Here is a 21,738-nt window from a genome sequence, read left to right as displayed (position 1 = left end):
GGCTTCCGCCCTGATTTGGGGGATGACAAGACCCAATGCGTGAGCTATAGAGCCCGCCATGATCGTGATCGCCGCCAGCAACTATTGGTATTTTAGCTTCGACAGCTCGCTGGCGGTGGGAGGATCACGCGCAATCTAATTAATTGCAGCAGGAAGTCCGAACAGCCGCCAACTCCTGGCGGCTTTTTTATTGGCCGGCAGGTTCTTCAAAACAGGAGCCAAAGCCGTGTTGAGCACCACTGACGATCTACGAATAAGCGAACTGAAAGAGCTGACGACGCCGCAAGAGGTCATGCGCGAGATCCCGCGCACCTTGACCGCCACGCGCATCGTGATGGCGGCGCGCAACGCCATCCATGCGATCCTGAACGGAACCGATGACCGGCTTCTGGTCGTCGTCGGCCCCTGTTCGGTGCACGATCCCGCCGCCGCCGTGGAATACGCCGAGCGCCTCGTCGCCTTGCGCGAGCGGCTGGCCGACCGCCTCGAGATCGTGATGCGGGTCTATTTCGAGAAGCCGCGCACCACCGTCGGTTGGAAGGGATTGATCAACGATCCCGGCCTCGATGGCAGCTTCGACATCAACCGCGGCTTGCGTCTCGCGCGCAACGTGCTTTCGGCGGTGAACAATCTTGGTCTGCCGGCCGGCACCGAATTCCTCGACATGACGACGCCGCAATACATCGCCGATTTGGTGGCGTGGGCAGCGATCGGTGCGCGAACCACGGAAAGCCAGATCCATCGCGAGCTTGCGTCCGGACTTTCCTGCGCGGTTGGCTTCAAGAACGGAACCGACGGCAATGTGCGCATCGCGGCCGAGGCCGTGAAGTCGGCATCGCATCCGCACCATTTCATGGCGGTCACCAAGGGTGGACGTTCGGCGATCGCGGCCACGACCGGCAATGACGACTGCCACATCATCCTGCGTGGCGGAGCCAGGCCGAACTTTGACGCTGACAGCGTCGATGCCGCATCGGTCGAACTCACCCGTGCCGGCGTGGCGCCACGAATCATGATCGACACCAGTCACGCCAACAGCAGCAAGCAGCCGGAGAACCAGCCGTCGGTCGCAGCCGATATCGCGCGGCAGATATCCGCCGGTGAAACCCGCATCAGCGGCGTGATGATGGAGAGCAATCTGGTCGCAGGCCGCCAGGATGTCGTGCCGGGCAAGCCGCTCACCTACGGCCAGAGCATCACCGACGGCTGCATCGGCTGGGAGACCACCGTGCAGGCGCTCGACGTTCTGGCCGACGCCGTCGCGGCAAGACGGAGTTTGGCGCAACGGCCCTTCAATGAACGGTCCGCTTAGGAAATCATGTCCGGACAAAATGTTACGGCCGGAGTCTGCTCAAGTCGATGAAGCAGACTCCGGCCGGTAACGCCGATCGTCGGGCAGCATCTGGTCCTGTGGCCTAGCAGCCGCGACAGATGCTCTTGATCTTGCGATCCAGCAAAGCATTTTCCTTGCTCAGGGGATCGTTAGGATCGTTCATGTTCTTCGTATCGGGCACGTCGCTGGCGCGCGGCTGGCGATGACCGACCGGCGCCTGGGGCAGCGGCTTGTCAGAATTTTTCGGCATGGTGGAAGCCTGTGCGAACACCTCCGGGCACCCGGCCAGAATCAGGAGCGCCACTGACAGAAGTATTTTTCGCATTTTTGGTTCTCCTGTTCTCATTTCTGGTTATCGCGCCGGAGCGTCGATCGTTCCACAATTGCGACGCCCCTGGGCCGCGCAATCCTGCGCCTTTCTTACATCGGCCATGGTGCTGAGCAACCAGATTCCGGCCACTACCAGCACCGCGAAGCAAGCCAGCATTACCGCGTTTTCGATCGCGCGATGGCCCTCGTCCTCCGGCGGCTTCTGCCCTCCCTCACCTCCATCCGTCATCGCCGGTTCACGGCTTGGGCGGCGGGTAGAGATGAACGTCACCGCAATAATCGACAATACGATAACGCGTTTCCGAGGATAGTTCATATTCCCGGGAACTCGGATGCGACAAATAATGCGGGCCGATCGGCGACTTGCCGTGGCCGCCGGGAATGTCGAGCACGTAATCCGGCTGGCAAAGCCCGGAAACGCGTCCGCGCAAGCCGCGCATTAATTCCTGCCCCTGCTCGATTGTCGTGCGCAAATGCGCAGTTCCCGGCGCAAGATCGCCATGGTGCAGGTAATAGGGCTTGATCCGGCATTCGACGAACGCCCGCATCAGGGCTTCCAGTGTTGCCGCATCGTCATTGACGCCGCGAAGCAGCACCGACTGGCTGACCAGCGGAATGCCGGCGTCGACCATCCGGGCGCAGGCCTCGCGGGCCTCCGCCGCCAGTTCGCGCGGATGGTTGGCGTGCACCGCGACCCAGGTCGCAGCTCCTTCGACTCTCAATGCCGCGACCATCTCACTGCCGATGCGCGCGGGCGCGGCAACCGGCACACGGGTGTGGATGCGGATGATCTTGACATGATCGATGGCGGCGAGCTCGGCCATGATTTCGGCCAACCGCCGCGGCGACAGCATCAGGGGATCGCCGCCGGTCAGGATGACTTCCCAGATCTCGGGATGCGCGCCGATATAATCGAGCGCGTCGCGATAGGCACCCTCCGACAGTGCGGTCGCCTTGCCGGGCCCCACCATCTCGCGGCGGAAGCAGAAGCGGCAATAGACCGCGCAGACATGCACCAGTTTGAACAGCACGCGATCCGGATAGCGATGAACGATGCCGGCGACCGGCGAATGGGCGTCATCGCCGATCGGATCGGCGCGCTCGCCGGCCTCCTGCACCAGTTCCTGCGCATTCGGGATGAACTGCCGCGCGATCGGATCGTCGGCATCCTCGGTATCGATCAGCGCGGCGATCTCAGGCGTCACCGCAATGGCGTAGCGCGCGGCAACCCGCTCGAGATCGGCCAGTTCAGCCGCCGGCGCCAGCCCGCAATCGACCAGTTCCGCCGGTTGCCGCAACGTCGCCGCCAATTTCGGATCGATCCTGTTCATGGCTCTCCCGCCGGTGGTGTCCATACCACCTGATCCACCCTGAGCGCACCGCTTGCCAGCATCACCAGCCGGTCAAAGCCGAGCGCGACGCCGCTGGCTTCCGGCATCACAGCGACCGCCTGCAGAAAATCCTCGTCGAGCGGATAGCGCTCGCCGTAGCGCCGAGCCTTCTCGTCCATCGCCTGCGTGAAACGACGGCGCTGTTCGCCAGCATCGGTCAATTCGCCAAAGCCGTTCGCCAGTTCGACCCCGCAGGCGTAGATCTCAAACCGCTCGGCCACGCGCGGATCGGACGTCTTCGCCCGCGCCAGCGCTGCCTCCGGCACCGGATATTCAAACAAAACAGTCAAACGCCCCTGCCCGAGATTTGGCTCGACATGCTCGACCAGGACCTTGCTGAAGATATCGGACCATGTGTCATCGTCCGCAACCCGCGCCCGCGATTTTGCGGCCTCGGCGAGCGCCGCTCGATCTCCTTCGCCATCCGTGATCGTCGCCAGCAAATCGATCCCGGCGAACCGCTCGAACGCGGCCGCAACCGTCAGCAATTCAGGCTCGGCGAAGGGATCGGCGATGCGGCCGCGGAACGAGAACTGCCCGATGCCGGTGGCCTGCGCCGCATGGGCGATGACGACGACGGTGTCGGCCATAATGGCGTCATACGCCGAATTAGCCCGGTACCATTCCAGCATCGTGAATTCAGGCAAATGCAGATCGCCGCGCTCGCGGTCACGGAACACGCGTGCGAACTCGAATACCTTTGCTTCGCCGGCGGCGAGCAGTTTCTTCGCCGCGAATTCCGGCGAGGTCCGCAAATAGCGCGGCGCGCGGCTGCCGTCGGCGCGAATCAATTCGGTGCGGGGGGCATGCAGGTGAGTTTCATTGCCGGGTGAAATCTGCAGGATACCGGTCTCGACCTCCGCAAACCCCTGCTCGTCGAACCACGCCCGCAAGCCCTTCGTGATCGCGGCCCGCGCCATCAGGAACGGCTTCCGGTCGGCGTGCCGGGGCGGCGACCACCATGGCGACGGCTGTTCGATCCCGGTCATCGGCAACCAGCCCGACCGTGCGGCGGTACGGCGTCGAACAAGCCGATCAAAACGTTCAGGATGCCACCGGATATCATTGAATATATTCAACTTTCTCTGCAGTTACGCCGCAAATTCCCAGCTGCGCCGGATGCCACCGGCTCCGACCCGCCTGTCATGTCGAAAGCCACTCGCCTTGTCCATGCGCGACCGGCGCCCCGCACTGATTACGCCGCCCTGAACCTCGCGACCACCGGCGCGTCCAATGGACAGCAAATTGGAACGGAAGGCGCGCATGTCTGGCGGCTGGTTACGACGAACGGGGTGGCTGCTGTCAGCTCTGCTGCTGCTTGGTCTCGCCCCTGCCGGCGCGGCTGGCCCTGGGCCTGAGTTCAAACTGCGAACGGATGTGGATGACATCTTCACTTCACCCGATCGGCAAATTCGGGTCGAGCAGTACGGCGCGGACAAGGGCGACGAAGGTTTCCTGTTCCAGTTCTGGACCTTCGATAGCACACGTCAACACGCCTCGCTGCTGAACCCCGGCGAAGGCATTGATCTTGCGGGCTACCGCGCAGGCTTTCGGTTCAGCGCCGACAGCCAGTGGCTGGTGCGATCCCAGAAAACGGGCGCGGGTTTTCAGGATCTGTTTCTGTACCGGCGGAACGGATTTGAATTTGCTTCCGCCACGCCGAAGCCGCTGAGCGAGATGGCCTGGGATTACTTCTGGGCCTTGCCGGCAACAAAAAGGCTGCACCGCAACCGCAAGGACCGCGAGGCGCTCGGTCACGTTTTCGCCGCCCTCGTCCAGGGGATGGACGACAATTACGCCTCGTTGGGGCTGGATTGGCCAGATAGCCGTTACGTCGTGATCAGCCTGTCCTTCGACGCCCAGGGCGAAGACAAGCCGCGGCCCTATATCGAGGACTGGCATTGCGTCTATGACCTCAAAACGGGAGCATTTTCGGTGCCCGCCGCGTTTGCCAGGCACAACGCCGAGGCGTTCATGCCCCCTCGCCCCAAGCGGAAATAGCCAGGGCGCAGGCTCGCCACCGGCCGGTTCGTAACCTGCGAGAACAGGCCGCAAAAGGCTGGTATCTGGGGGGCAAATCAGTATGTTGCAGCCCGAAACCGCCTCGACGGCCGCGGGACACAATTGTCCTGACTGGTCGGGGGCCAGAAATTCAGGAAAACAGCTTTGAAAGTCATCGCCAGTTCTATTCGCAAGGGCAACGTCATCGAGCAAGACGGCAAGCTCTATGTGGTACTGACCGCCGAAAACATCCATCCCGGCAAGGGAACCCCGGTCAGCCAGATCGAAATGCGCCGGATCGGCGACGGCGTGAAGATTTCGGAGCGCTACAAGACCACCGACCAGGTCGAAAAGGCGACGATCGAGGATCACAATTTCAACTACCTCTACGAGGACGCCGACGGCTTCCATTTCATGAACAACGAGAATTACGACCAGGTCCAGGTGCCCAAGGACATCGTCGGTTCCGCAGCGCCCTACCTGCAGGAGAACATGACGGTGAAGCTGTCGCTGCATGACATGGTACCGGTCGCCATCACGTTGCCGCAGCGCGCCACGCTGGAAGTTGTCGAAACCGAGCCCGTCACCAAGGGCCAGACCGCGTCGTCGTCCTACAAACCTGCTATCCTTTCCAACGGCGTACGCACCAACGTGCCGCCGCACGTCGGAACGGGAACGCGGATCGTGGTCATGACCGAGGACGGCTCCTACGTCGAGCGCGCCAAGGATTAAGCGCCAAAGCTAGACATCGGAGCATGCGCCGGGGGGCGATGCATTGGGTAGGAAGGCCGTCCGCTTGCTGACGCGTTGGCTGGCAGCGCTCTGTCTGCTGCCCGCCTGCGCCAGCGGCGCTGCCGCCGACCCGTTCCGGACGCCTTCGATCTCGGCGATCCGGGTCGAATGGCGCGCGGTGCTGGATCAGCTCCGCTCCGAGATCAACACCCAGCCGGCGATCGCATCCGCCTTCACCTTTGCCAGCCAGCGGCGGGCGCCGCGCTGGGATCCGCGCTCGATGCCGGCGCTGGTGCAACTGAACGCCATCACCTCGCCCATATTCCCCGGCATCGGACGCAGCCCGGTGCCGGTGCTGTTGCCGTTCGACACCGCAGGCTATCTCGATGCCCGGCAGAGCGGCGTCCCCGACACCATCTCGGTATCGCGCTATCAAGCCGACTTCCGCCCCGCCGATCTGTTCCACGCCGGCGCCGCCGGTTACGACGCGATATTTTCGTTCGAGCCGGGTGCGGGCGACGGCATGCCGCAACGAACCTACGCCAAGCCGGTCGAAGTGCAGATCACCGGCTCGATCCTGACCTACGACCTCGCCGACCCCCTCGACGGCAAGGGCGAGCCAGTCAAGGCGCTGGCGGCGCAATTTCCGGACCTGCGGCGCTTCATCCGCGAAGGCTATGTGCGCTATGCCTTCACGCGCTTCGGCGTGCCCTATGTGGTGTCGATCCAGTGCCTCGATTCGACGCCGCGGCCGCGGCGGCTGGCCTGCCGCGAGGCCTATCCGGTTGCGGAACGATTCCTCAAGGCGCTGCACATCGCCGGCGGTCAGCCCTCGCGGCCGCGCCGGGACATCGCCTCCGAGCTCGCCGAGCGGCCGATCGCACGCTCGCCCGATTTCACCTATCGTCCGAGCGGCGACATCGTCGCCAACAGCGGCGCGCGCAGGCGCGGCGGCCGCGCCGATCTCACCGTCTATTCGCAGATCCGGTTTCCACTGGAGAAGGCGCCCGCGTTCGTCCGCTCGCAGTCGTTCGGCAAGCGCAAGCCCGACGAACGCGGATATCCCTGGCAGGACAATTTCTGCGAGGCGCGCAGTTTCGAGGTCGGCCAGTGCGCCGCCGGTTTCGGCCATCAGGGGCAGGACATCCGTCCCGGTCCGTGCGCGGCGCAAAACAGCGAGAGCCCGGGCAGTTGCGATCCGAAGCAGCAGGCGGTCGTCGCGGTCCGTGACGGCATCCTGATCCGTTCGCCGAAACAGCAGGCGGCGACGCTGCAGATCAACACCCGTAGCGAACATATCCGCTTCCGCTACATGCACATGAACCCGTCGCGCATGGACGCGGACGGCATTCTCAACGGCCGGCAGGTCGCCGAAGGCGAAAAAATCGGCGTGGCCTCGAATTACCTCGACTATCCCAACGGCACCTCGCTGCATCTGCATTTCGATGTGCAGGTGTTCACGCGCGACGGCTGGATCTGGGTCAATCCCTACACCACGCTGATCGCGGCCTATGAACGCCTGCTCCGCGGCCGCGGCCGCGAACTCGGCACCGACCCCGCCGCGCCGGCCGCCGTCGCCCATGCCCGGCCAGAGGATGTCTTCCGTCCCGACCCGCGGGAAGGCAGCGAAGGCGAAGACAATTAGAGCCGGGCAGCCGATCGCACCGACAGCCAGGTTACTTCGGTGCGCCAACGGCCTTTTGCCGCGCCGGCGGTGTCCAGCGAAACGCAGCGCCGAACCTGTTCCAGACGTTGATCGAGGCGACCGCCGACGTGAGATAGGCTAGCTCCTTTTCCGAAAATTCGGCGCTCGCCTGCGCATAGACCTCGTCACTGACGCCTGATGCGAGCAATGTCAGCGCTTCGGTCCAGGCCAATGCCGCGCGTTCGCGGGCTGAGAATTGCGGCGCCTCGCGCCACACCACGACCAGATTGAGCTTGTCGGCGGATATGCCGAGGCTCTCGCTTTGCAGGATGTGATACTGCACGCAAAACGCGCAGCCGTTGATCTGCGAGGCGCGCAGCTTGATCAGTTCGAGCAGTTGCTTGTCGATGCCCGCCGCGGCTGCGACCTTGCCGAGCGCCAGCACGACTTCGTAGGCGTCGGGCGCCAGCGCCATGAAGTCCTTATATTCCTTGCGGGCATGTGACATGTTTATTGGCCTTATGTTATCAGTGCACTGATTTATTATAAGAGCCCTTATATGGCGCGCAAGGTCAGAGCTTCTGTAAAATCCAAACCGCGCCGGTCGCAAAATGCGACGTCGAAAAAATCCAGAAAATCCGCCGCGGCAAAAAAACCTTCGCGCCGGAAATCCTCCCGCGAGAAACCTCGCCGGCGCCAGAAAAAATCCGTTGCCAATCCCGTGCTCGCGATGATCCGTCCGCCGCCGCCGGGCGAAGGCAAACGCGGCGAGTTCGGCCACCTCGCCTATTTGCTGCGGCAGGCCCAGGCCGCGACCCGCCTGACGCTGGAGCGGGCGCTGGCCGAACTCGGCGTCACCACGCCGCAGTTTGCGGTGCTGACGATGCTGCGGGCCTATCCGGGCCTGTCCGGCGCTGATCTGGCGCGGGTCGCGCTGCTGACCCCGCAAACCGTCGGCGTCATCATCCGCAACCTGGAGCGCGACGGCGCGATCCGGAAGACTCCGCACCCGATCCATGGCCGGGTGCTGCAGTGGACGCTGACCCGGCGCGGCAAGATCCTGCTCGACAAATGCCGCCGTCACGTCCAGGCCGTGGAACGGCGGCTGGCGGCCGGGCTTTCCGCAGCCGCGCAGGCGGCGGTGCGGCGCTGGCTGGCACGGATCGCCGCGGACTTTCAGCAGGCTTAGGGCAGCCTTCCCGTCCTCCCGAGTTCCGTCCCCTGCCTGCGACGACGGCGCCACGCAAATGCGCTTTGGCGCGCGCGCCCTGCCCCCTAGAATACGACCATGAACCCGTTCGATTCCCTGAGTTCGCCGACCCGCCGCGCCCTGCTGCAGACCGGTATCGGCGCCGCTGCTGCCCTCGCCAATCCGCTTGCCGCGTTGGCCGCGGCGCCGCCCGGCTTCGACGCGTGGCGCGACAACTTTCGCGCGCGCGCATCCGCAAAAGGCATCTCGGATGCGACCTGGAGCCGCGTGATGGGCCGCATCGAGCCTGATATGTCGGTGTTCCGGCAGATGCAGAAGCAGCCGGAGTTCCACGAGCAGATCTGGCAATACGTCAATCGCCGCGCCTCGGACTGGCGCATCACGGCGGGCAAGGAAGCGCTGCGGAAGCACGAGGCGCTGTTCGCGCGGATCGAGCAGGATTTTGGCGTCGAGCGCGGCACGCTGCTGGCGCTGTGGGGCGTTGAATCCGCCTATGGCGATCCCTTGGTGCAGCAGAACCATATGCGACCCATTTTTCCCTCGCTGGCGGCGCTGGCCTGGAACGAGCCGCGCCGCCGCGCCTATTGGGAAACCGAACTGATCAACGCGCTCAGGATCGTCGACCGCGGCTGGGGCACGCCGGAGGAAATGTGGGGATCCTGGGCCGGCGCGATGGGGCATACCCAGTGGATGCCGGAAGTCTGGCTCAATGTCGGGATGGACTACGACAAGGACGGCCGCGTCTCGCCGTTCGGCAGGCCCGACGATGCACTGGGCTCCAGCGCGCGTTACCTGGTCAATCGCGGCAAGTATCACCGCGGCGAGCATTGGGGTTATGAAGTCCGCGCCGGCGGCGCCTCCGCTAGCGGCAAGCGGACCTATGCGGCGTGGGCCAGCGCCGGCGTCACCCGCGCCGACGGCAAGCCGTTCCCGCAACCGAATGCATCCGCGCAGCTGTGGGTGCCGGTCGCCGGCGGACCCGCATTCCTGCTGGGACCCAATTTCTACGCGGTGCGCAGCTACAATCCGTCGATGAACTACGCGCTGGCGATCTGCCATCTCGGCGACCGCATTTTGGGAGCGCCGCCCTTCATTCACCCGTTCCCGGGCTCCGAGCGTGCGTTGACGCTGGCCGAGATACAGGAGATGCAGACGCGGCTGACAAAGGCCGGTTTTGACACCGGCGGCACCGACGGCCGCGTCGGCAACGACACCATGAAGGCGGTGAAGGACTATCAGGCCAAGATGGGCCTGTTGCCCGCCGACGGCTACGGCGGGCTCAAGGTGCTGGCGCGGCTGCGGCAAGGCGGTTAGCCGGCCTGCGCCGGCCGCGCAACGCTACCGGCATTCATGCCGCCGTCGATGACGAGTTCCGTACCCGTCACGTAGCTCGACGCATCGGACGCAAGGTACAGAACGCCTTTTGCGATATCCATGGCATGGCCGGCGCGAGCGAGCGGCGTCGCAAGTTTGGCGAGTTCGCCAGGATCGAGCGGCGCGTTTCGCGTGCGCGCGGCGTCGGTCGGAATCTTGCCCCAGATCGGCGTGTCGATGATGCCCGGATGCACCGAGTTGACCCGGATGCCGTCGCCGAACGTCGCGCACTCCAGTGCGATCGCCTTGGCGAACAGCCGGACTCCGCCCTTGGTCGCGCAGTAGCCGGAAAGGTTGGCCGAGCCGCGCAGGCCCGCCAGCGACGACATCATGATGACGGAGCCACCGTCGGTCTTGCGCATCGCCGGCAGGCAATGTTTCACCGACAGGAACACGCCGTCGAGATTGATCGCGGTCTGCCGCCGCCAATCCTCCAGCGACATCTCCGTGATCGACGGCACCCCAATGCCGATGCCGGCGTTGGACACCAGCACGTCGAGCCGGCCGTAGCGCTTCATGACATCGGCCACGACTTCGACCCAGCGCGGCTCGCTGGTGACGTCATGATGCCAGAATGCCGCTTCACCACCGGCTTGCTTGATGCCGGCCACGACTTCCGGCCCCCTGAGCTCGTCGACGTCGGTGACCGCCACGGACGCCCCTTCGCGCGCCAGCAGTTCGCTGCACGCAGCGCCAATGCCGGATGCGCCGCCCGTCACCAGTGCGACCTTGCCCTGAACCTGTCCTGCCATTTCCGCTCCCGTTTTTCTGTTGTTGGTCTTGTCGTCTGGTGGATGAACTTACCTGATCACGGCCGGTCCCTGGTCCGGTACCGCGACATCGATCACGCGCAATTGCACGCGTTCAGTGCCTTGGTAGCGATCGACCGCGAGCGATCCTGCGACATGCAGGGGCTGGCCACGGTTTTGCGTCAGCGCGTGGCCGAGCTTTTGGCCGACGGACCGGAACGCGATGCCGTTGACGATAACGCCGTCGCCGGACTTGAAGCGCACGCGCAGATGCGCCTGGCCGACCTCGTCGGCATAGACCAGCTGATGCGCCGGCAGTGCGATGACGGGCTCCGGATTGCCCGCGCCGAACGGCCCGGCGCGATTGAGCATGCCGGCAAATTCCGGCGTCACGCTACGCGCGCTGACCGCGCCGTCGATGAACAGTTCGTTTTCGTGACGGGATTTCGCGACATCTTCAGCGAGCGCGCTTTCCATATAGGCGCGAAACTCGGCGAGCTTCTCCTTGCGCAGCGTCACGCCCGCGGCCATGGCGTGACCGCCGCCCTTCATCAGCAGTTTTTCCTTCACCGCCTGCCGCACTGCCTTGCCGAGATCGACGCCAGAGATCGAGCGGCCCGAACCGGTGCCGATGCCGCCCGGCTCCAGCGCGATCGCAAACGCCGGCCGCGCGAATTTCTCCTTCAGCCGTGAGGCGACGAGGCCGACCACGCCGGGATGCCAGCCTTCGGAGGCCGTGACGATGACGGATCCCTTGTCCTCGAGCCCGAGCGAAGCCAGCGCCTCGGCTTCGGCCTGCGCTTCCGCCGCCTGCTCGATGATACGGCGCTCGGAGTTGAGCCGATCGAGTTCGGCGGCGATCCGCGCGGCTTCGGAAATGTCGCCTTCCAGCAACAGCCGCACGCCCAAATCAGCACGGCCGATGCGGCCGCCGGCGTTGATGCGCGGGCCCAGCATGAAGCCGAGATGCCAGGCTTCGGGCGGGCCGTTGAGCCGCGAGACGTCCATCAGCGCGGTATGCCCGACATGGTCGCGGCGCCGCATCGCGATCAGGCCTTTTGCGACGAACGCACGGTTGAGTCCGGTCAAGGATGCGACATCGGCCACCGTGCCGAGCGCGACATGATGCAGCATACCCAGCAGATCCGGCTCCGGCCGCTCGCTGTTCCAAAAACCGCGGTTTCGCAGCTCCCTGTTAACAGCGACCAGCGTCACCAGCACGAGGCCGACGGCAGCGAGATAACCAAGGCCGGAAAGGTCATCGGCCCGGTTCGGATTCACCAGCGCGTCGACCTCGGGCAAGTCGTCGCCGGTCTGATGGTGATCGATCACGACGACGGACATGCCGAGCTTTCGGGCTTCCGCCAGCGGCTCGATGCTGGTGGTGCCGCAATCGACTGTCACCAGCAGCGTCGCGCCCTTGCCCGCGAGCATCCGCACCGCCTCGACATTGGGTCCGTAGCCCTCAAAAATGCGGTCGGGGATATGGATCAGCGGGTCGAGCCCGCAGTGGCGCAAATGCCAGGTCAGCAGCGCCGCGGAGGTCGCGCCGTCGACGTCGTAATCGCCGAAGATGGCGACCTGTTCGCCGCGCACGGCCGCGTCCGCGATGCGTTTGGCCGCGGTTTCCATTTGCGTCACGGTGTGGGGATCGGGCATCAATTTGCGGATGGTGGGGTCAAGAAAATCCTCGACCGCGTCGATCTCGACATCGCGGCCCGCGATCACCCGCGCCAGCATCTCCGGAAGCTGGTAGCGCTGCACGATCGCCAGCGCCCGCGCCGCCCCCCTTGCATCGAGCCGGTCGCGCCACAATTTGCCGGTCGCCGATTGCGACACGCCGAGGAACGCCGGAGGCAGTTCGACGGGCAAGGCGGTTACGGGAGGCGTCATGTTTCGTTCGGTCTGTTGCGTTCAATCGGGGCCATGCCGTCATCTCTGCGCACTTCCCGAATCAATGTCAAAGCAAAGCAGCCGTGCGTCAACAGCTCGCGGCGCCATGCGTCCGAGGCTTGCAGGAAGTTTTCGCCCCCGGAAAACAGAGGGCGCAGGGAATGCCGGATGCGCGCTGCACCCGCGATCTCGTGTGCAATGTGCACAAGAAAGTGCGCACACGAGCATACAGGGCAGCGGAGAACATCCGACATTCTCTGCGCAATGGCTTTACGGCTTATAGCGAGCTCTCCCCGGAGAACGGCTCTTTTGCCTCCGTTGCGCCCTGAGAAGCAATTGCCTCCAGGTGCATTGACGCCAGCACCGCGACGTCAGGACCACACGTCTTTGCCGTACGCTCTCGTGCCGTTCGTTATCGGCACTAGCAGCGTCCACCGCGACCCGTCCCGACGATCGTGACGATCATGATACGCCCCTCTGGCGGGACGGGATGGGCGAAGATATAAACCGATTTTTGATTCTGGAAAAGAGAAATATTTTTTATTTTGAGGCTTGACTTTTGGTTTCTGTAATTCCGAAGTGATTTGCCCGTCGGGTCATCAGGAACCAGTTCGGGCGCATTTGGTTAGTGCATCGGGGACGCAACCGGCCTGGAGGACCAGAAATGAAAAATCACGTCTACAAGATTCTCGAAATCGTCGGCTCGTCTCAGACCAGCATCGAGGACGCGATCAACACCGCGGTCGAACTGGCCAGCAAGACGATTCGAAACATGGACTGGTTTGAAGTCGTCGAAACCCGAGGCCACATCAAGGACGGCAAGATCGCTCACTATCAGGTGACCCTCAAAATCGGCTTTACACTGGAGGCGCAATAGGCGGCGGCGACCCGCATGAGCGAAGCGTCCTGCAGGATGACGGCAAGAAGAGCCCCGGATATCCGCGGAGTTGATCCATCGGGCGCGCATTCGCGCGACCATTGGCTCATCCAGGCTACGCTGCTGCCGTGCAGCAACTGCACAATCGAAATCTTTTTGGCCGCCATTCGATCAGCTCGAACCTGGCCGTCCATTGCGCCACTGTTAGCAATAAGGCGTCAAATGCCTCGTGAAGCTTGATCGAGTTCGGTGTAGGTCGGCGACGACAGCCAGGAGCGTTGCGGATGATCATCGTCATTATAGACTAACCAACCTGCTGGCTCTGCCACGATCCAGTCCGTACAACCGTACCGGGTCGATCAACGGCTCAATTGCCTCGATCTTCACATCCGACAACAATGAGAGCGCTGCCTACGTTGGTGTACTCGCTCCTGACCGCGAACCGGGTTCACCGTTGGATCGTTGAGCTTCCCGGCGCGATTAAGCGCGAGGACCTCGCTCTGCGCCTGTGTGTAGTCAATCTTTTTTCGCGGGCTTACGCGCGGACCTGTTCAAGCGTCATGCGAGCCTGCATAGCCGGTCGCGGTGCCGTCAGAAATCGCGCGCCCGCACGATGTCGGTCGCCTTTGTAAGCAGCTCGCACGCCGGAATTTCGCGAATGCTGGGCAAGCCGAGCTTTTCAGTGAGGCGTTTCGTCACGCTCTACCTGCCGACAAGCGTGCCGTAACCGCATTCGGAGGAGCCATTATCACATTTCGGGCGAGCGCGCTGGAGACGTTGACGTCGCCAAGCCTCATCAGCGTATCGGTCAACGTTTCGCTGAGATTATTTTCTACCGGAGATTGCCAACAAATGTCGCTGGCTGCGGGTCTTGGCGATTTCAACGGTCAGTTTAATGTCAGACGATTGGAGTTTTCGCAGAACGGGCGCGGCTACCAAAGGGTCATCGTGAAACGCGAGCTTACGGATCGTCTCGCATGGCGCGAGATCTGGCATCGTGGACAGGGCCTCAACTAAGATGGACCAGGTTCCCTGCCTCGATCCGCCCGATCAGCGGCACTAAGGACGCCATCGAACGCACTGATCTGGGATTCACGGAGGCGATCAACATGGACAAAACAGGCCGCCACCTGCTTCAGAATTCGGGCTTCCCTTTGGGCAAACTCATCCTTTGCGGCGCCGGTCAGTTCCGCGATTGAATCCGGCGATGCTGCGGCCACCATGGCTAGTCTAGCTCCATAAGGAAGTCAGGCTGAAATTACCTTGCAGAAACGGCGCAAACCTCATTCCGCAGCTTTGGATCATACCGTTAGCGCCACGTTCTGAAACGCCACGAGCGACCGTTCGAGCTTTCCATCCATGACGCACAGGATCTTGTGTGCATCCTGCGGGACATTGGCGGTCGGTACGGCCTCGACTCGATGAGCGCGGCGAAAATGTCGGATATCGTTAGCAATCGTACGAGGTCGGAAATCTCCGGCGCCGTCCAGCGCATCGGGATAACCCGGAAGACCGTATCCAGAAACTGTGGTGATGCCTCCGCCATCCGCGAGGTCTCCCGGCTAATTCCCGGCAGATCCTTCAACAATTCGTATCCGATAATTGGATGGCGTTTCATGATCTGCTTCTTCGCCCGGGTCAAGGCGTGCGGGCTTGTCGAGAATGGCCAGCGGAATGCGAACGCCGACAGCGTGCAGAGTGGCGGCCAATCCGAGCCGCTTTACGTCTGCATTGGAAACGATATTCAGGGCGAAGCCGACCGCCACTCCTGTCACCAGCAGGCAGTGCTGAACGTGCCTTAGTAATCGCACGTCGTCAAGCCAGACGCCAAGTCCGTTTGCTCGATACGTTGATGATCTCCGACGTGGCGTTCTCGGCACTCGAAAGCATGAACGGTTTGTCTTCCCATCTCTTCCGGCTTGTTTGGCTACCGCACCCGCTGGTGATCTCGTTCGATGCAACGGCAATGCCGGTCTGCGCCGCCTTCTGGGCGACCTCGATTTACTCCAGTTTCGATGCCGATTTCTTTTGGACGCGAAACCGGCGGTCGCGCCAAGAGCATACGCCTGAGCAACCATGGTGCAGATGGTCGCAGGAACGACAAACAACTTTTCAGAAACGCAACGCAGAGTCCCGCAGGACGCACTTGATCTGTTCTACTGGGACCGGCTTGCGCAGGTCGGCGTCAACCATCAATACGCCAATGGAACTGATTTTCGCATTTGCCGCTCCCCAGCAGTTGGGACTGAACGTCATATTGCGGCTCCAGCATCGCGCGGATGGCTGGAATTTTCGCGGTTCATCCGTAACGAAATGAACAAGCATGGTGCGCCACCTGCTTGAAAGCCGACTCTGCGGTCTCCGGTTCAGCTGGGGCAATGACACAATCAGTCCGTGCAATAGGGGAAAATTGTACGCAAACCTCCCTAACAGGAGATTGCCGCCAAGCCGGCTTCTCTCCGGAGCTAGCGATACCCCTCAACCGCCTTCGTTGCTGGACCATGATGGGTTTCGCTGCGCTCTACCCGTCCTACAAGCTGAAGACGCACGAGCTGAAGGCGCAATAGCCGGTAACTCATGGTGAACGTTCGCCCGCTTCGACCATGCGACGTCGATGCGCTCTATGCGATTTCGCTTGCGACAGGTTTGACGGGAGGCGATGCATCCCTGCTCTACCGTGACCGGAAGCTGATGGGCCACATCTATTCCGCGCCCTATGCAAGCCTGCAACCGGACCTCTGTCTCGTGGCGGAGGACGAGGCCGGTGTGGCGGGTTTCGTCGTCGGCACCGCCGATACCCGGACCTGGGAGCGACGGCTCGAACAGGAGTGGTGGCCACTTCTGCGCCGGCAATATCCCGCGCCGGATGCGGCGCGCATGGCTGAATGGACTCACGATCAACGGCGCGTCTTCATGATCCACCACCCGAAGCCGGTACCAGCCGCCGTCGTCCAATCCTATCCTTCCCACCTTCATATGAACCTGTTGCCACGCCTGCAGGGACGAGGGACCGGCTCGCGCATGTTTGCCGCCTGGCTCTCCAAGGCGGCCATCTGCGGGATCGGTCCCCTGCATGTCGGCGTGAACAGGCTAAATGCGCGCGCACGCGGCTTCTGGCATCGGGTTGGCTTTATCGAACTGGATATCCCCGAGGCCCGCGCCGGGCGCACGATCTGGATGGGTCGCGAGTAGATATTTGAATCCTGAAGCCCGTGGGACGGATGGAGACAAACGGCCGGCACAGCGCGGCCCGCATCCGCCTCGAATGCGTCTCTGCGGGAATCACAGCGCACTCGCGCGACCCGTCGGCTCATCCGGGGCCCATTACCCATCTACGCTTGCTGGGAAACCGGTATCGTTGGCGGGTTTGAATTGGCGAGATCTTCGAGACGCTTCAGCAGCTCTCCGGAAACGTATGATTTCGACTTCGACGCTCGATCGCCCTCTTTAAGTCTCAGGCGCCCGGCATCGCAAAAATCGTAAATCCCATGAAAGATGGAATAGTGGCCGGTCGAGGCAAAATGGCTCAGCCCAACGAGACATGGCTGGCCAAACCCGATTTCCTCGTAGTCGCGTTTGGTGCCGTCGCCATAGTAGGCATCCCAGCGGACGCCGCTGTTTTTCGAGACGATGTAGTCACCGGCGAAGATCGAGATATCGTGCACGACATTGATGCCGTGATATTCGCCGACCCACGCCGGCGCGTAATCACGCATCGCGGCAATGGCTGCGCCGCCGTCGGGGATCAGGTGCCCGCCGTAGCGAAGCAGCCAGCTGTCGAGTGCGGGTAGCGCCTCTCGTGACAGCTCCACTGAAAACGAACGCAGATAGCTCGCCAGATATTCCAGCCGCTTTGCTTTCTGCTCCAGAAAATAGTCGTAGTTGGCCCTGATCTCCTTCTTCGACAAGGCCATCTCGGAATCGTGGAACGGTGGAGAATAGACAGGATATGCAGCCAGCGATTTCCATACCCGCCGTCGGTCAAGCATGTTGGAGATGACGCCCACTTTACTCCTCCGGCAACGGCTGAGAAGGAACTCAGATGCTGTCACGTTACCCGGCCTGAGCGAAGCCCGAAACCCGGGCAAAACTATGCAACAACCCTGCTCGGCCGTGTGATCCAGCAGGAACGCGCAATGCGCGGATTGCGCCTCCCGGTTCGTTGTCACCCAGCGAACAGTGCCGCCGTCGCCGATCCGCCATTCTCCTGACCGTGCCGATGCAATGTTGCAGCGGGACAGCAACAGGAGAAGCACCAATGGAACGCACGAACGAAACGTCGGAGGTTCGTCGGTTGCGCTGTTGGCCCCGCCCTGCCTAAAAAATAACCTGCACAAACAACGCGCAATCAACCTCCGTACAATTACCCGGACAGTTCCCAAATCTAAACCCGCTATTAGGCAAGATTCGCGACAGTCGAGGGAACGTGCGCCCATCCACATCCCGATTCGATCTGCAGGAGATCGGTCGAGGGGGCGAAGGCAGAGGAAGTACCGGCCATGTCCGTCGCGCTAGCAAGATCGACCGCAAAACCCGCGGCCAATTCGGCGAACGACGAGGATGAATCGGACATCTCGGCGCTGATCTCGCGGCTCACCGCCGAGGTCAACCAGGTCGCCTGCGACAAGACCAAATCGATCCAGAAGATCACCAACCAGATGAAGATGCTGGCGCTGAACGCGCTGATCGAAAGCTCGCGCGCTGGCGCGCAGGGCGCCGGCTTTGCCGTGGTCGCCCAGGAAGTCCGCAACGTCGGCCAGCAGGTCGAGACCATCGCGCGCGAACTCGAAAGCCAGCTCACCAACCGCACCGGCAACCTGATGAATTCGATCGCGCGGATGAGCGACCGCTCGCGCGGCGAGCGCATGGTGGATCTGTCGCTCAACGCCATCGAGCTGATCGACCGCAACCTCTATGAGCGCACCTGCGACGTGCGCTGGTGGGCCACGGATTCCGCCGTGGTCGATTGCGCCGCCGCCCCGAACGCCGCGGCCGTCGCCCATGTGTCGGAGCGGCTCGCCGTGATCCTCGGCGCCTACACGGTTTATCTCGATCTGTGGCTGTGCGATCTCGACGGCAACGTGCTGGCCAACGGCCGCGCCGATCGCTACGGCGTCGTCGGCCAGAACGTGGCGTCCACCAAGTGGTTTCGCGATGCGCGGGCCTTACGCTCGGGCGACGACTATGTCGCGGGCGACGTCGAGAGCCAGCCGCTGCTCGGCAATGCCCAGGTCGCAACCTATTGCGCCAGCGTGCGCGCCGGCGGCAAGGCGAACGCCGCCGCGACCGGCATTTTGGCGATCCATTTCGACTGGGAAGCGCAGGCCCGCGCCATCGTCCAGGGCGTGCGCGTCAGCGCCGCCGACAAGGCCCGCGTGTTGCTGGTCGATTCGCATTTGCGCGTGATCGCCGCCTCCGACGGCCAGGGCATCCTCACCGAACGCCTGCAGCTTTCACTGGATGGCCGCCGCAGCGGTTTTTATCAGGATCGCTCCGGCATGCTGGTCGCGTTTCATGCCACACCGGGTTACGAGACGTATCGGGGGCTCGGCTGGTACGGGGTGATACTGAGCGGTGCGGGGTAACTGTGGAAGTCGATAGACGGACGTCATCCCCGCGCAACGGCTTCGCCGTTGTCGCTGGAGGTGCGAGCCCCTTCGGCGAGCCTCGAAGGATGACTGGTTCGGTGCTCGCGGCCATCCTTCGAGGCGCGCAAGCCAGCGGCGCAATTGCGCCGCCGAGCGCACCTCCAGCGACAACGGCGAAGCCGTTGCGCGGGGATGACGGCAGAGGATGCGGCGCCGAAGCACTAACACCCCATCCGGTCGGCGATCCCGCCGAAATCCTTGGCGACGATGTCCCAGTCGCCGGTGGCTTCGAAATCGTATTTCTGCAACGGGCCGTATTCGGTCGGGCGGGCGACGAAGGCGGTTTTCAGGCCGAGGTTTTGCGCGGCCTTGAGATCCCCGTTATGCGCGGCGACCATCATCACCTGCTCCGGCGGCAGGCACAGTAGCCTGGCGGCGCCGAGATAGGTTTCCGGATCGGGCTTGTAGTGCTCGAACAATTCGGCCGACATGATGAGGTCCCACGGCAGGCCGGCGAACTTCGCCATGTTGGTCAGCAGCGCGACGTTGCCGTTGGAGAGCGGCGAGATGATGTATTTTCTCTTCAGTCGCGTCAGGCCGGCGACACTGTCCGGCCAGGCGTGCAGGCGGTGCCAGCCCATGGTCAGGTAATGCAAATCGGCGTCGTCGAGTCCTGATATTCCGAGCTGCGCGACCAGCTTCTCCAGCGACTGCCGGTGCAGCGTGTCGAGAATCATGTAGCCGCGTTCGGGATGCTTTCTCACTTCATCCATCGAGGCCGAATAGACCGCACGCCAGCCATCGACGAGCGCGGCCCAGTCCGCCTTGATGCCGCGCTTCTGCGACCACTTTGTAAAATCCGCAATCAGGCTGGTGCGCCAGTCGACGACGGTGCCGAACACGTCGAACACCAGGGCCTTGACGGCGGAAATATCGGACATGCTTGCTCCCCTGCTTTTGCATTTGTTGTTCTTCGTCGTTCCGGGATGGTGCCCAAGCATCAGACCTCAGGTGCGCAATTGCGCGCGCCCCGGAACGACGGTGATCAAATCACCTTACGGTATTGGATGAATCCGAGATTGTCGGCAACCTTGTCGTAGAGCGCGCGCGCCTGCGCGTTGTTCGATTGCGTCAGCCAATACACCCGGCTCGCGCCCGCCGCCTCGGCCTTTTGGTACACCGCCTCGATCAGCGCGCGCCCGAGCCCATGGCCGCGCGCGTCCTCGGCGACGAACAGGTCCTCGAGATAGCAGTACCGCTTCGGCGCCCAGGTCGAGCGGTGGAACAGGTAATGCGCGAAGCCGGCGAGCCGGCCATCGACATAGCCGCCGAGCGCAAACATCGTTTCGTCGGGATCGTGAAACCGCGACCATGCGAGATCGCTGACGTCCTGGGTCAGTGCCGTCTTGTAGAAGGCGAGATAGCTGTCCCACAGCGGATTCCATGCCGCGCGTTCGTCGTCGCCGATCGGCCGGACGATGATTGCTCCAGCCATTTTTCAGGGCCCTCACAAAGCATTTTCAAGCGAAGTGGGCACCGGTTTGCGTCAAGAAGACGCCTCAAACAATCAAGAGATTGGAGCCTTGGCTCTGAGTTCAATCAGAGCCAATGCTCTAATCGAGGTGGAACTTGTCCAGCTGCCGGTGCTCGGCCTTGATGTAGCGGACTGTACCTGTAACGGAACGCATCACGACGGTTTCGGTTTCGATGACGTCCTTGCGGAACTTGACGCCGGACAGCAGGGAACCGGTAGTGACGCCGGTCGCCGCGAACAGGCAGTCGCCGCGCGCCATATCCTCGATGCCGTAGATCATCTTTGGGTCCGTGACGCCCATCTTGTGGGCGCGCTCGCGCTTTTCCTCGGAGTCGAGGATCAGCCGGCACTGCATCTGGCCGCCGATGCAGCGCAACGCTGCTGCGGCCAGCACGCCCTCGGGCGCGCCGCCGGTGCCGATATACATATCGACGCCGGTGTTGTCGGGATCGGCGCAGTGGATCACGCCGGCGACGTCGCCGTCGGTGATCAGGCGCACCGCAGCGCCGGTGCTGCGAACGCCGGCAATGATGTCGGCGTGGCGCGGACGGTCGAGCACCAGCACCGTGATCGCCGCGGGCTCGACGCCTTTTGCCTTGGCGAGCCGGCGCACATTGTCGGCCGGCGACGCGTCGAGTTCGACCACGCCCTTCTTGTAGCCGGGACCGACCGCGAGCTTCTGCATGTAGACGTCGGGGGCGTGCAACAGCGTGCCGCCATCGGCCATCGCCATGGTCGCGATCGCGCCCGGCATGTTCTTGGCGCACAGCGTGGTGCCTTCGAGCGGATCGACCGCGATATCGACCTTCGGGCCGGCGTTGAGGCCGACCTTCTCGCCGATGAACAGCATCGGCGCCTCATCGCGCTCGCCTTCGCCGATCACGATGGTGCCTTCGATCGGCAGCTTGTTGAGTTCGCGGCGCATCGCGTCGACCGCAGCCTGGTCGGCCGCCTTTTCCTGGCCGTGGCCGCGCAGCCGCGCGGCCGATACCGCGGCACGTTCCGTCACTCGCACGATTTCAAGCGTGAGAATGCGCTCGAGCAACAGCTGCGGCGGAACGGAAATATGGGTCGACATACC

At 63.0% G+C, this 21,738-nt stretch carries 23 protein-coding genes; 12 read left to right on the top strand and 11 right to left on the bottom strand.

The window, feature by feature from the left end:
- Nucleotides 1-226: 226 nt before the first annotated feature.
- Entirely contained in the window at nucleotides 227-1,312 is a 1,086-nt protein-coding gene (locus tag ACSQ84_RS07255; RefSeq protein ID WP_436210934.1) for a 3-deoxy-7-phosphoheptulonate synthase, read from the top strand.
- 103 nt (nucleotides 1,313-1,415) lie between these two features.
- Here the strand turns inward: ACSQ84_RS07255 and ACSQ84_RS07250 are convergent, their stop codons facing one another.
- From ACSQ84_RS07250 to epmA, 3 genes are all read right to left on the bottom strand, one after another.
- Nucleotides 1,416-1,658 (bottom strand): hypothetical protein, encoded by a 243-nt coding sequence (locus ACSQ84_RS07250; protein ID WP_436210933.1) that lies wholly within the window; start codon nucleotides 1,656-1,658, stop codon nucleotides 1,416-1,418.
- 241 nt (nucleotides 1,659-1,899) lie between these two features.
- On the bottom strand, nucleotides 1,900-2,994 hold the full coding sequence (locus ACSQ84_RS07245) for a lysine-2,3-aminomutase-like protein (RefSeq protein WP_436210932.1): 1,095 nt from the start codon (nucleotides 2,992-2,994) through the stop codon (nucleotides 1,900-1,902).
- Complete coding sequence (gene epmA, locus ACSQ84_RS07240) at nucleotides 2,991-4,043, bottom strand: EF-P lysine aminoacylase EpmA (RefSeq protein WP_436210931.1); 1,053 nt, start codon at nucleotides 4,041-4,043, stop codon at nucleotides 2,991-2,993. The genes ACSQ84_RS07245 and epmA overlap by 4 nt, the downstream gene beginning before the upstream one ends.
- Before the next feature lie 244 nt (nucleotides 4,044-4,287).
- Here epmA and ACSQ84_RS07235 point away from each other — a divergent pair, with 244 nt between their 5' ends.
- The 3 genes from ACSQ84_RS07235 (at nucleotide 4,288) to ACSQ84_RS07225 (ending at nucleotide 7,432) form a co-directional block, all read left to right on the top strand.
- Nucleotides 4,288-5,055, top strand: a complete 768-nt coding sequence (locus ACSQ84_RS07235; protein ID WP_436210930.1) for a hypothetical protein — start codon at nucleotides 4,288-4,290, stop codon at nucleotides 5,053-5,055.
- Between the two features lie 165 nt (nucleotides 5,056-5,220).
- Complete coding sequence (gene efp, locus ACSQ84_RS07230) at nucleotides 5,221-5,787, top strand: elongation factor P (RefSeq protein WP_436210929.1); 567 nt, start codon at nucleotides 5,221-5,223, stop codon at nucleotides 5,785-5,787.
- Between the two features lie 64 nt (nucleotides 5,788-5,851).
- The gene (locus ACSQ84_RS07225) at nucleotides 5,852-7,432 is read left to right on the top strand and encodes a M23 family peptidase (protein WP_436210928.1); all 1,581 of its coding nucleotides are present in this window, start codon (nucleotides 5,852-5,854) and stop codon (nucleotides 7,430-7,432) included.
- 31 nt (nucleotides 7,433-7,463) lie between these two features.
- On the opposite strand, the gene ACSQ84_RS07220 is transcribed toward ACSQ84_RS07225, so the two are convergent.
- Together ACSQ84_RS07220 and ACSQ84_RS07215 are read right to left on the bottom strand one after the other, a co-directional pair.
- Nucleotides 7,464-7,940 carry a carboxymuconolactone decarboxylase family protein gene (locus ACSQ84_RS07220; RefSeq protein ID WP_436210927.1) on the bottom strand — a complete coding sequence of 159 codons (477 nt, stop codon included), beginning with the start codon at nucleotides 7,938-7,940 and terminating at the stop codon, nucleotides 7,464-7,466.
- Nucleotides 7,941-7,987: 47 nt separating this feature from the next.
- Nucleotides 7,988-8,149, bottom strand: coding sequence for a hypothetical protein (locus ACSQ84_RS07215; RefSeq protein WP_436210926.1), 162 nt, complete (start codon nucleotides 8,147-8,149; stop codon nucleotides 7,988-7,990).
- A 13-nt stretch (nucleotides 8,150-8,162) separates the two neighbouring features.
- Between ACSQ84_RS07215 and ACSQ84_RS07210 the strand changes: the two genes are divergently transcribed.
- Together ACSQ84_RS07210 and ACSQ84_RS07205 are read left to right on the top strand one after the other, a co-directional pair.
- On the top strand, nucleotides 8,163-8,621 hold the full coding sequence (locus ACSQ84_RS07210; RefSeq protein WP_436210925.1) for a MarR family winged helix-turn-helix transcriptional regulator: 459 nt from the start codon (nucleotides 8,163-8,165) through the stop codon (nucleotides 8,619-8,621).
- Between the two features lie 99 nt (nucleotides 8,622-8,720).
- Nucleotides 8,721-9,956 (top strand): lytic murein transglycosylase, encoded by a 1,236-nt coding sequence (locus ACSQ84_RS07205; protein ID WP_436210924.1) that lies wholly within the window; start codon nucleotides 8,721-8,723, stop codon nucleotides 9,954-9,956.
- On the opposite strand, the gene ACSQ84_RS07200 is transcribed toward ACSQ84_RS07205, so the two are convergent.
- Entirely contained in the window at nucleotides 9,953-10,768 is an 816-nt protein-coding gene (locus tag ACSQ84_RS07200; RefSeq protein ID WP_436210923.1) for a glucose 1-dehydrogenase, read from the bottom strand. The genes ACSQ84_RS07205 and ACSQ84_RS07200 overlap by 4 nt on opposite strands.
- 48 nt (nucleotides 10,769-10,816) lie before the next feature.
- Complete coding sequence (gene recJ, locus ACSQ84_RS07195) at nucleotides 10,817-12,658, bottom strand: single-stranded-DNA-specific exonuclease RecJ (RefSeq protein ID WP_436210922.1); 1,842 nt, start codon at nucleotides 12,656-12,658, stop codon at nucleotides 10,817-10,819.
- Nucleotides 12,659-13,322: 664 nt separating this feature from the next.
- On the opposite strand from recJ, the gene ACSQ84_RS07190 reads away from it, so the two are divergent.
- The 5 genes from ACSQ84_RS07190 (at nucleotide 13,323) to ACSQ84_RS07170 (ending at nucleotide 16,727) form a co-directional block, all read left to right on the top strand.
- Nucleotides 13,323-13,535: a dodecin gene (locus tag ACSQ84_RS07190; RefSeq protein WP_436210921.1), complete on the top strand. Its 213-nt coding sequence runs from the start codon at nucleotides 13,323-13,325 to the stop codon at nucleotides 13,533-13,535.
- Nucleotides 13,536-14,120: 585 nt separating this feature from the next.
- The gene (locus tag ACSQ84_RS07185) at nucleotides 14,121-14,552 is read left to right on the top strand and encodes a hypothetical protein (RefSeq protein ID WP_436210920.1); all 432 of its coding nucleotides are present in this window, start codon (nucleotides 14,121-14,123) and stop codon (nucleotides 14,550-14,552) included.
- A gap of 419 nt (nucleotides 14,553-14,971) precedes the next feature.
- The gene (locus tag ACSQ84_RS07180; protein ID WP_436210919.1) at nucleotides 14,972-15,337 is read left to right on the top strand and encodes a hypothetical protein; all 366 of its coding nucleotides are present in this window, start codon (nucleotides 14,972-14,974) and stop codon (nucleotides 15,335-15,337) included.
- 50 nt (nucleotides 15,338-15,387) lie between these two features.
- Nucleotides 15,388-15,852: a hypothetical protein gene (locus ACSQ84_RS07175; RefSeq protein ID WP_436210918.1), complete on the top strand. Its 465-nt coding sequence runs from the start codon at nucleotides 15,388-15,390 to the stop codon at nucleotides 15,850-15,852.
- 260 nt (nucleotides 15,853-16,112) lie between these two features.
- Nucleotides 16,113-16,727, top strand: a complete 615-nt coding sequence (locus ACSQ84_RS07170) for a GNAT family N-acetyltransferase (RefSeq protein ID WP_436210917.1) — start codon at nucleotides 16,113-16,115, stop codon at nucleotides 16,725-16,727.
- 140 nt (nucleotides 16,728-16,867) lie between these two features.
- On the opposite strand, the gene ACSQ84_RS07165 is transcribed toward ACSQ84_RS07170, so the two are convergent.
- On the bottom strand, nucleotides 16,868-17,794 hold the full coding sequence (locus ACSQ84_RS07165; RefSeq protein WP_436210916.1) for a hypothetical protein: 927 nt from the start codon (nucleotides 17,792-17,794) through the stop codon (nucleotides 16,868-16,870).
- A gap of 240 nt (nucleotides 17,795-18,034) precedes the next feature.
- Here ACSQ84_RS07165 and ACSQ84_RS07160 point away from each other — a divergent pair, with 240 nt between their 5' ends.
- The gene (locus ACSQ84_RS07160; protein WP_436210915.1) at nucleotides 18,035-19,120 is read left to right on the top strand and encodes a methyl-accepting chemotaxis protein; all 1,086 of its coding nucleotides are present in this window, start codon (nucleotides 18,035-18,037) and stop codon (nucleotides 19,118-19,120) included.
- Nucleotides 19,121-19,344: 224 nt separating this feature from the next.
- Here ACSQ84_RS07160 and ACSQ84_RS07155 read toward each other — a convergent pair whose 3' ends face one another.
- From ACSQ84_RS07155 to glpX, 3 genes are all read right to left on the bottom strand, one after another.
- Nucleotides 19,345-20,064, bottom strand: coding sequence for a haloacid dehalogenase type II (locus tag ACSQ84_RS07155; protein ID WP_436210914.1), 720 nt, complete (start codon nucleotides 20,062-20,064; stop codon nucleotides 19,345-19,347).
- 104 nt (nucleotides 20,065-20,168) lie between these two features.
- Nucleotides 20,169-20,618: an N-acetyltransferase family protein gene (locus ACSQ84_RS07150; RefSeq protein WP_436210913.1), complete on the bottom strand. Its 450-nt coding sequence runs from the start codon at nucleotides 20,616-20,618 to the stop codon at nucleotides 20,169-20,171.
- A gap of 118 nt (nucleotides 20,619-20,736) precedes the next feature.
- Nucleotides 20,737-21,735, bottom strand: coding sequence for a class II fructose-bisphosphatase (gene glpX / locus ACSQ84_RS07145; protein ID WP_436210912.1), 999 nt, complete (start codon nucleotides 21,733-21,735; stop codon nucleotides 20,737-20,739).
- Nucleotides 21,736-21,738 lie beyond the last annotated feature (3 nt).

It is taken from the genome of Bradyrhizobium sp. LjRoot220 (assembly GCF_964252915.1).
In the GTDB taxonomy this organism is placed as follows: domain Bacteria; phylum Pseudomonadota; class Alphaproteobacteria; order Rhizobiales; family Xanthobacteraceae; genus Bradyrhizobium.
This window is presented reverse-complemented; position numbering and strand designations above follow the sequence as displayed.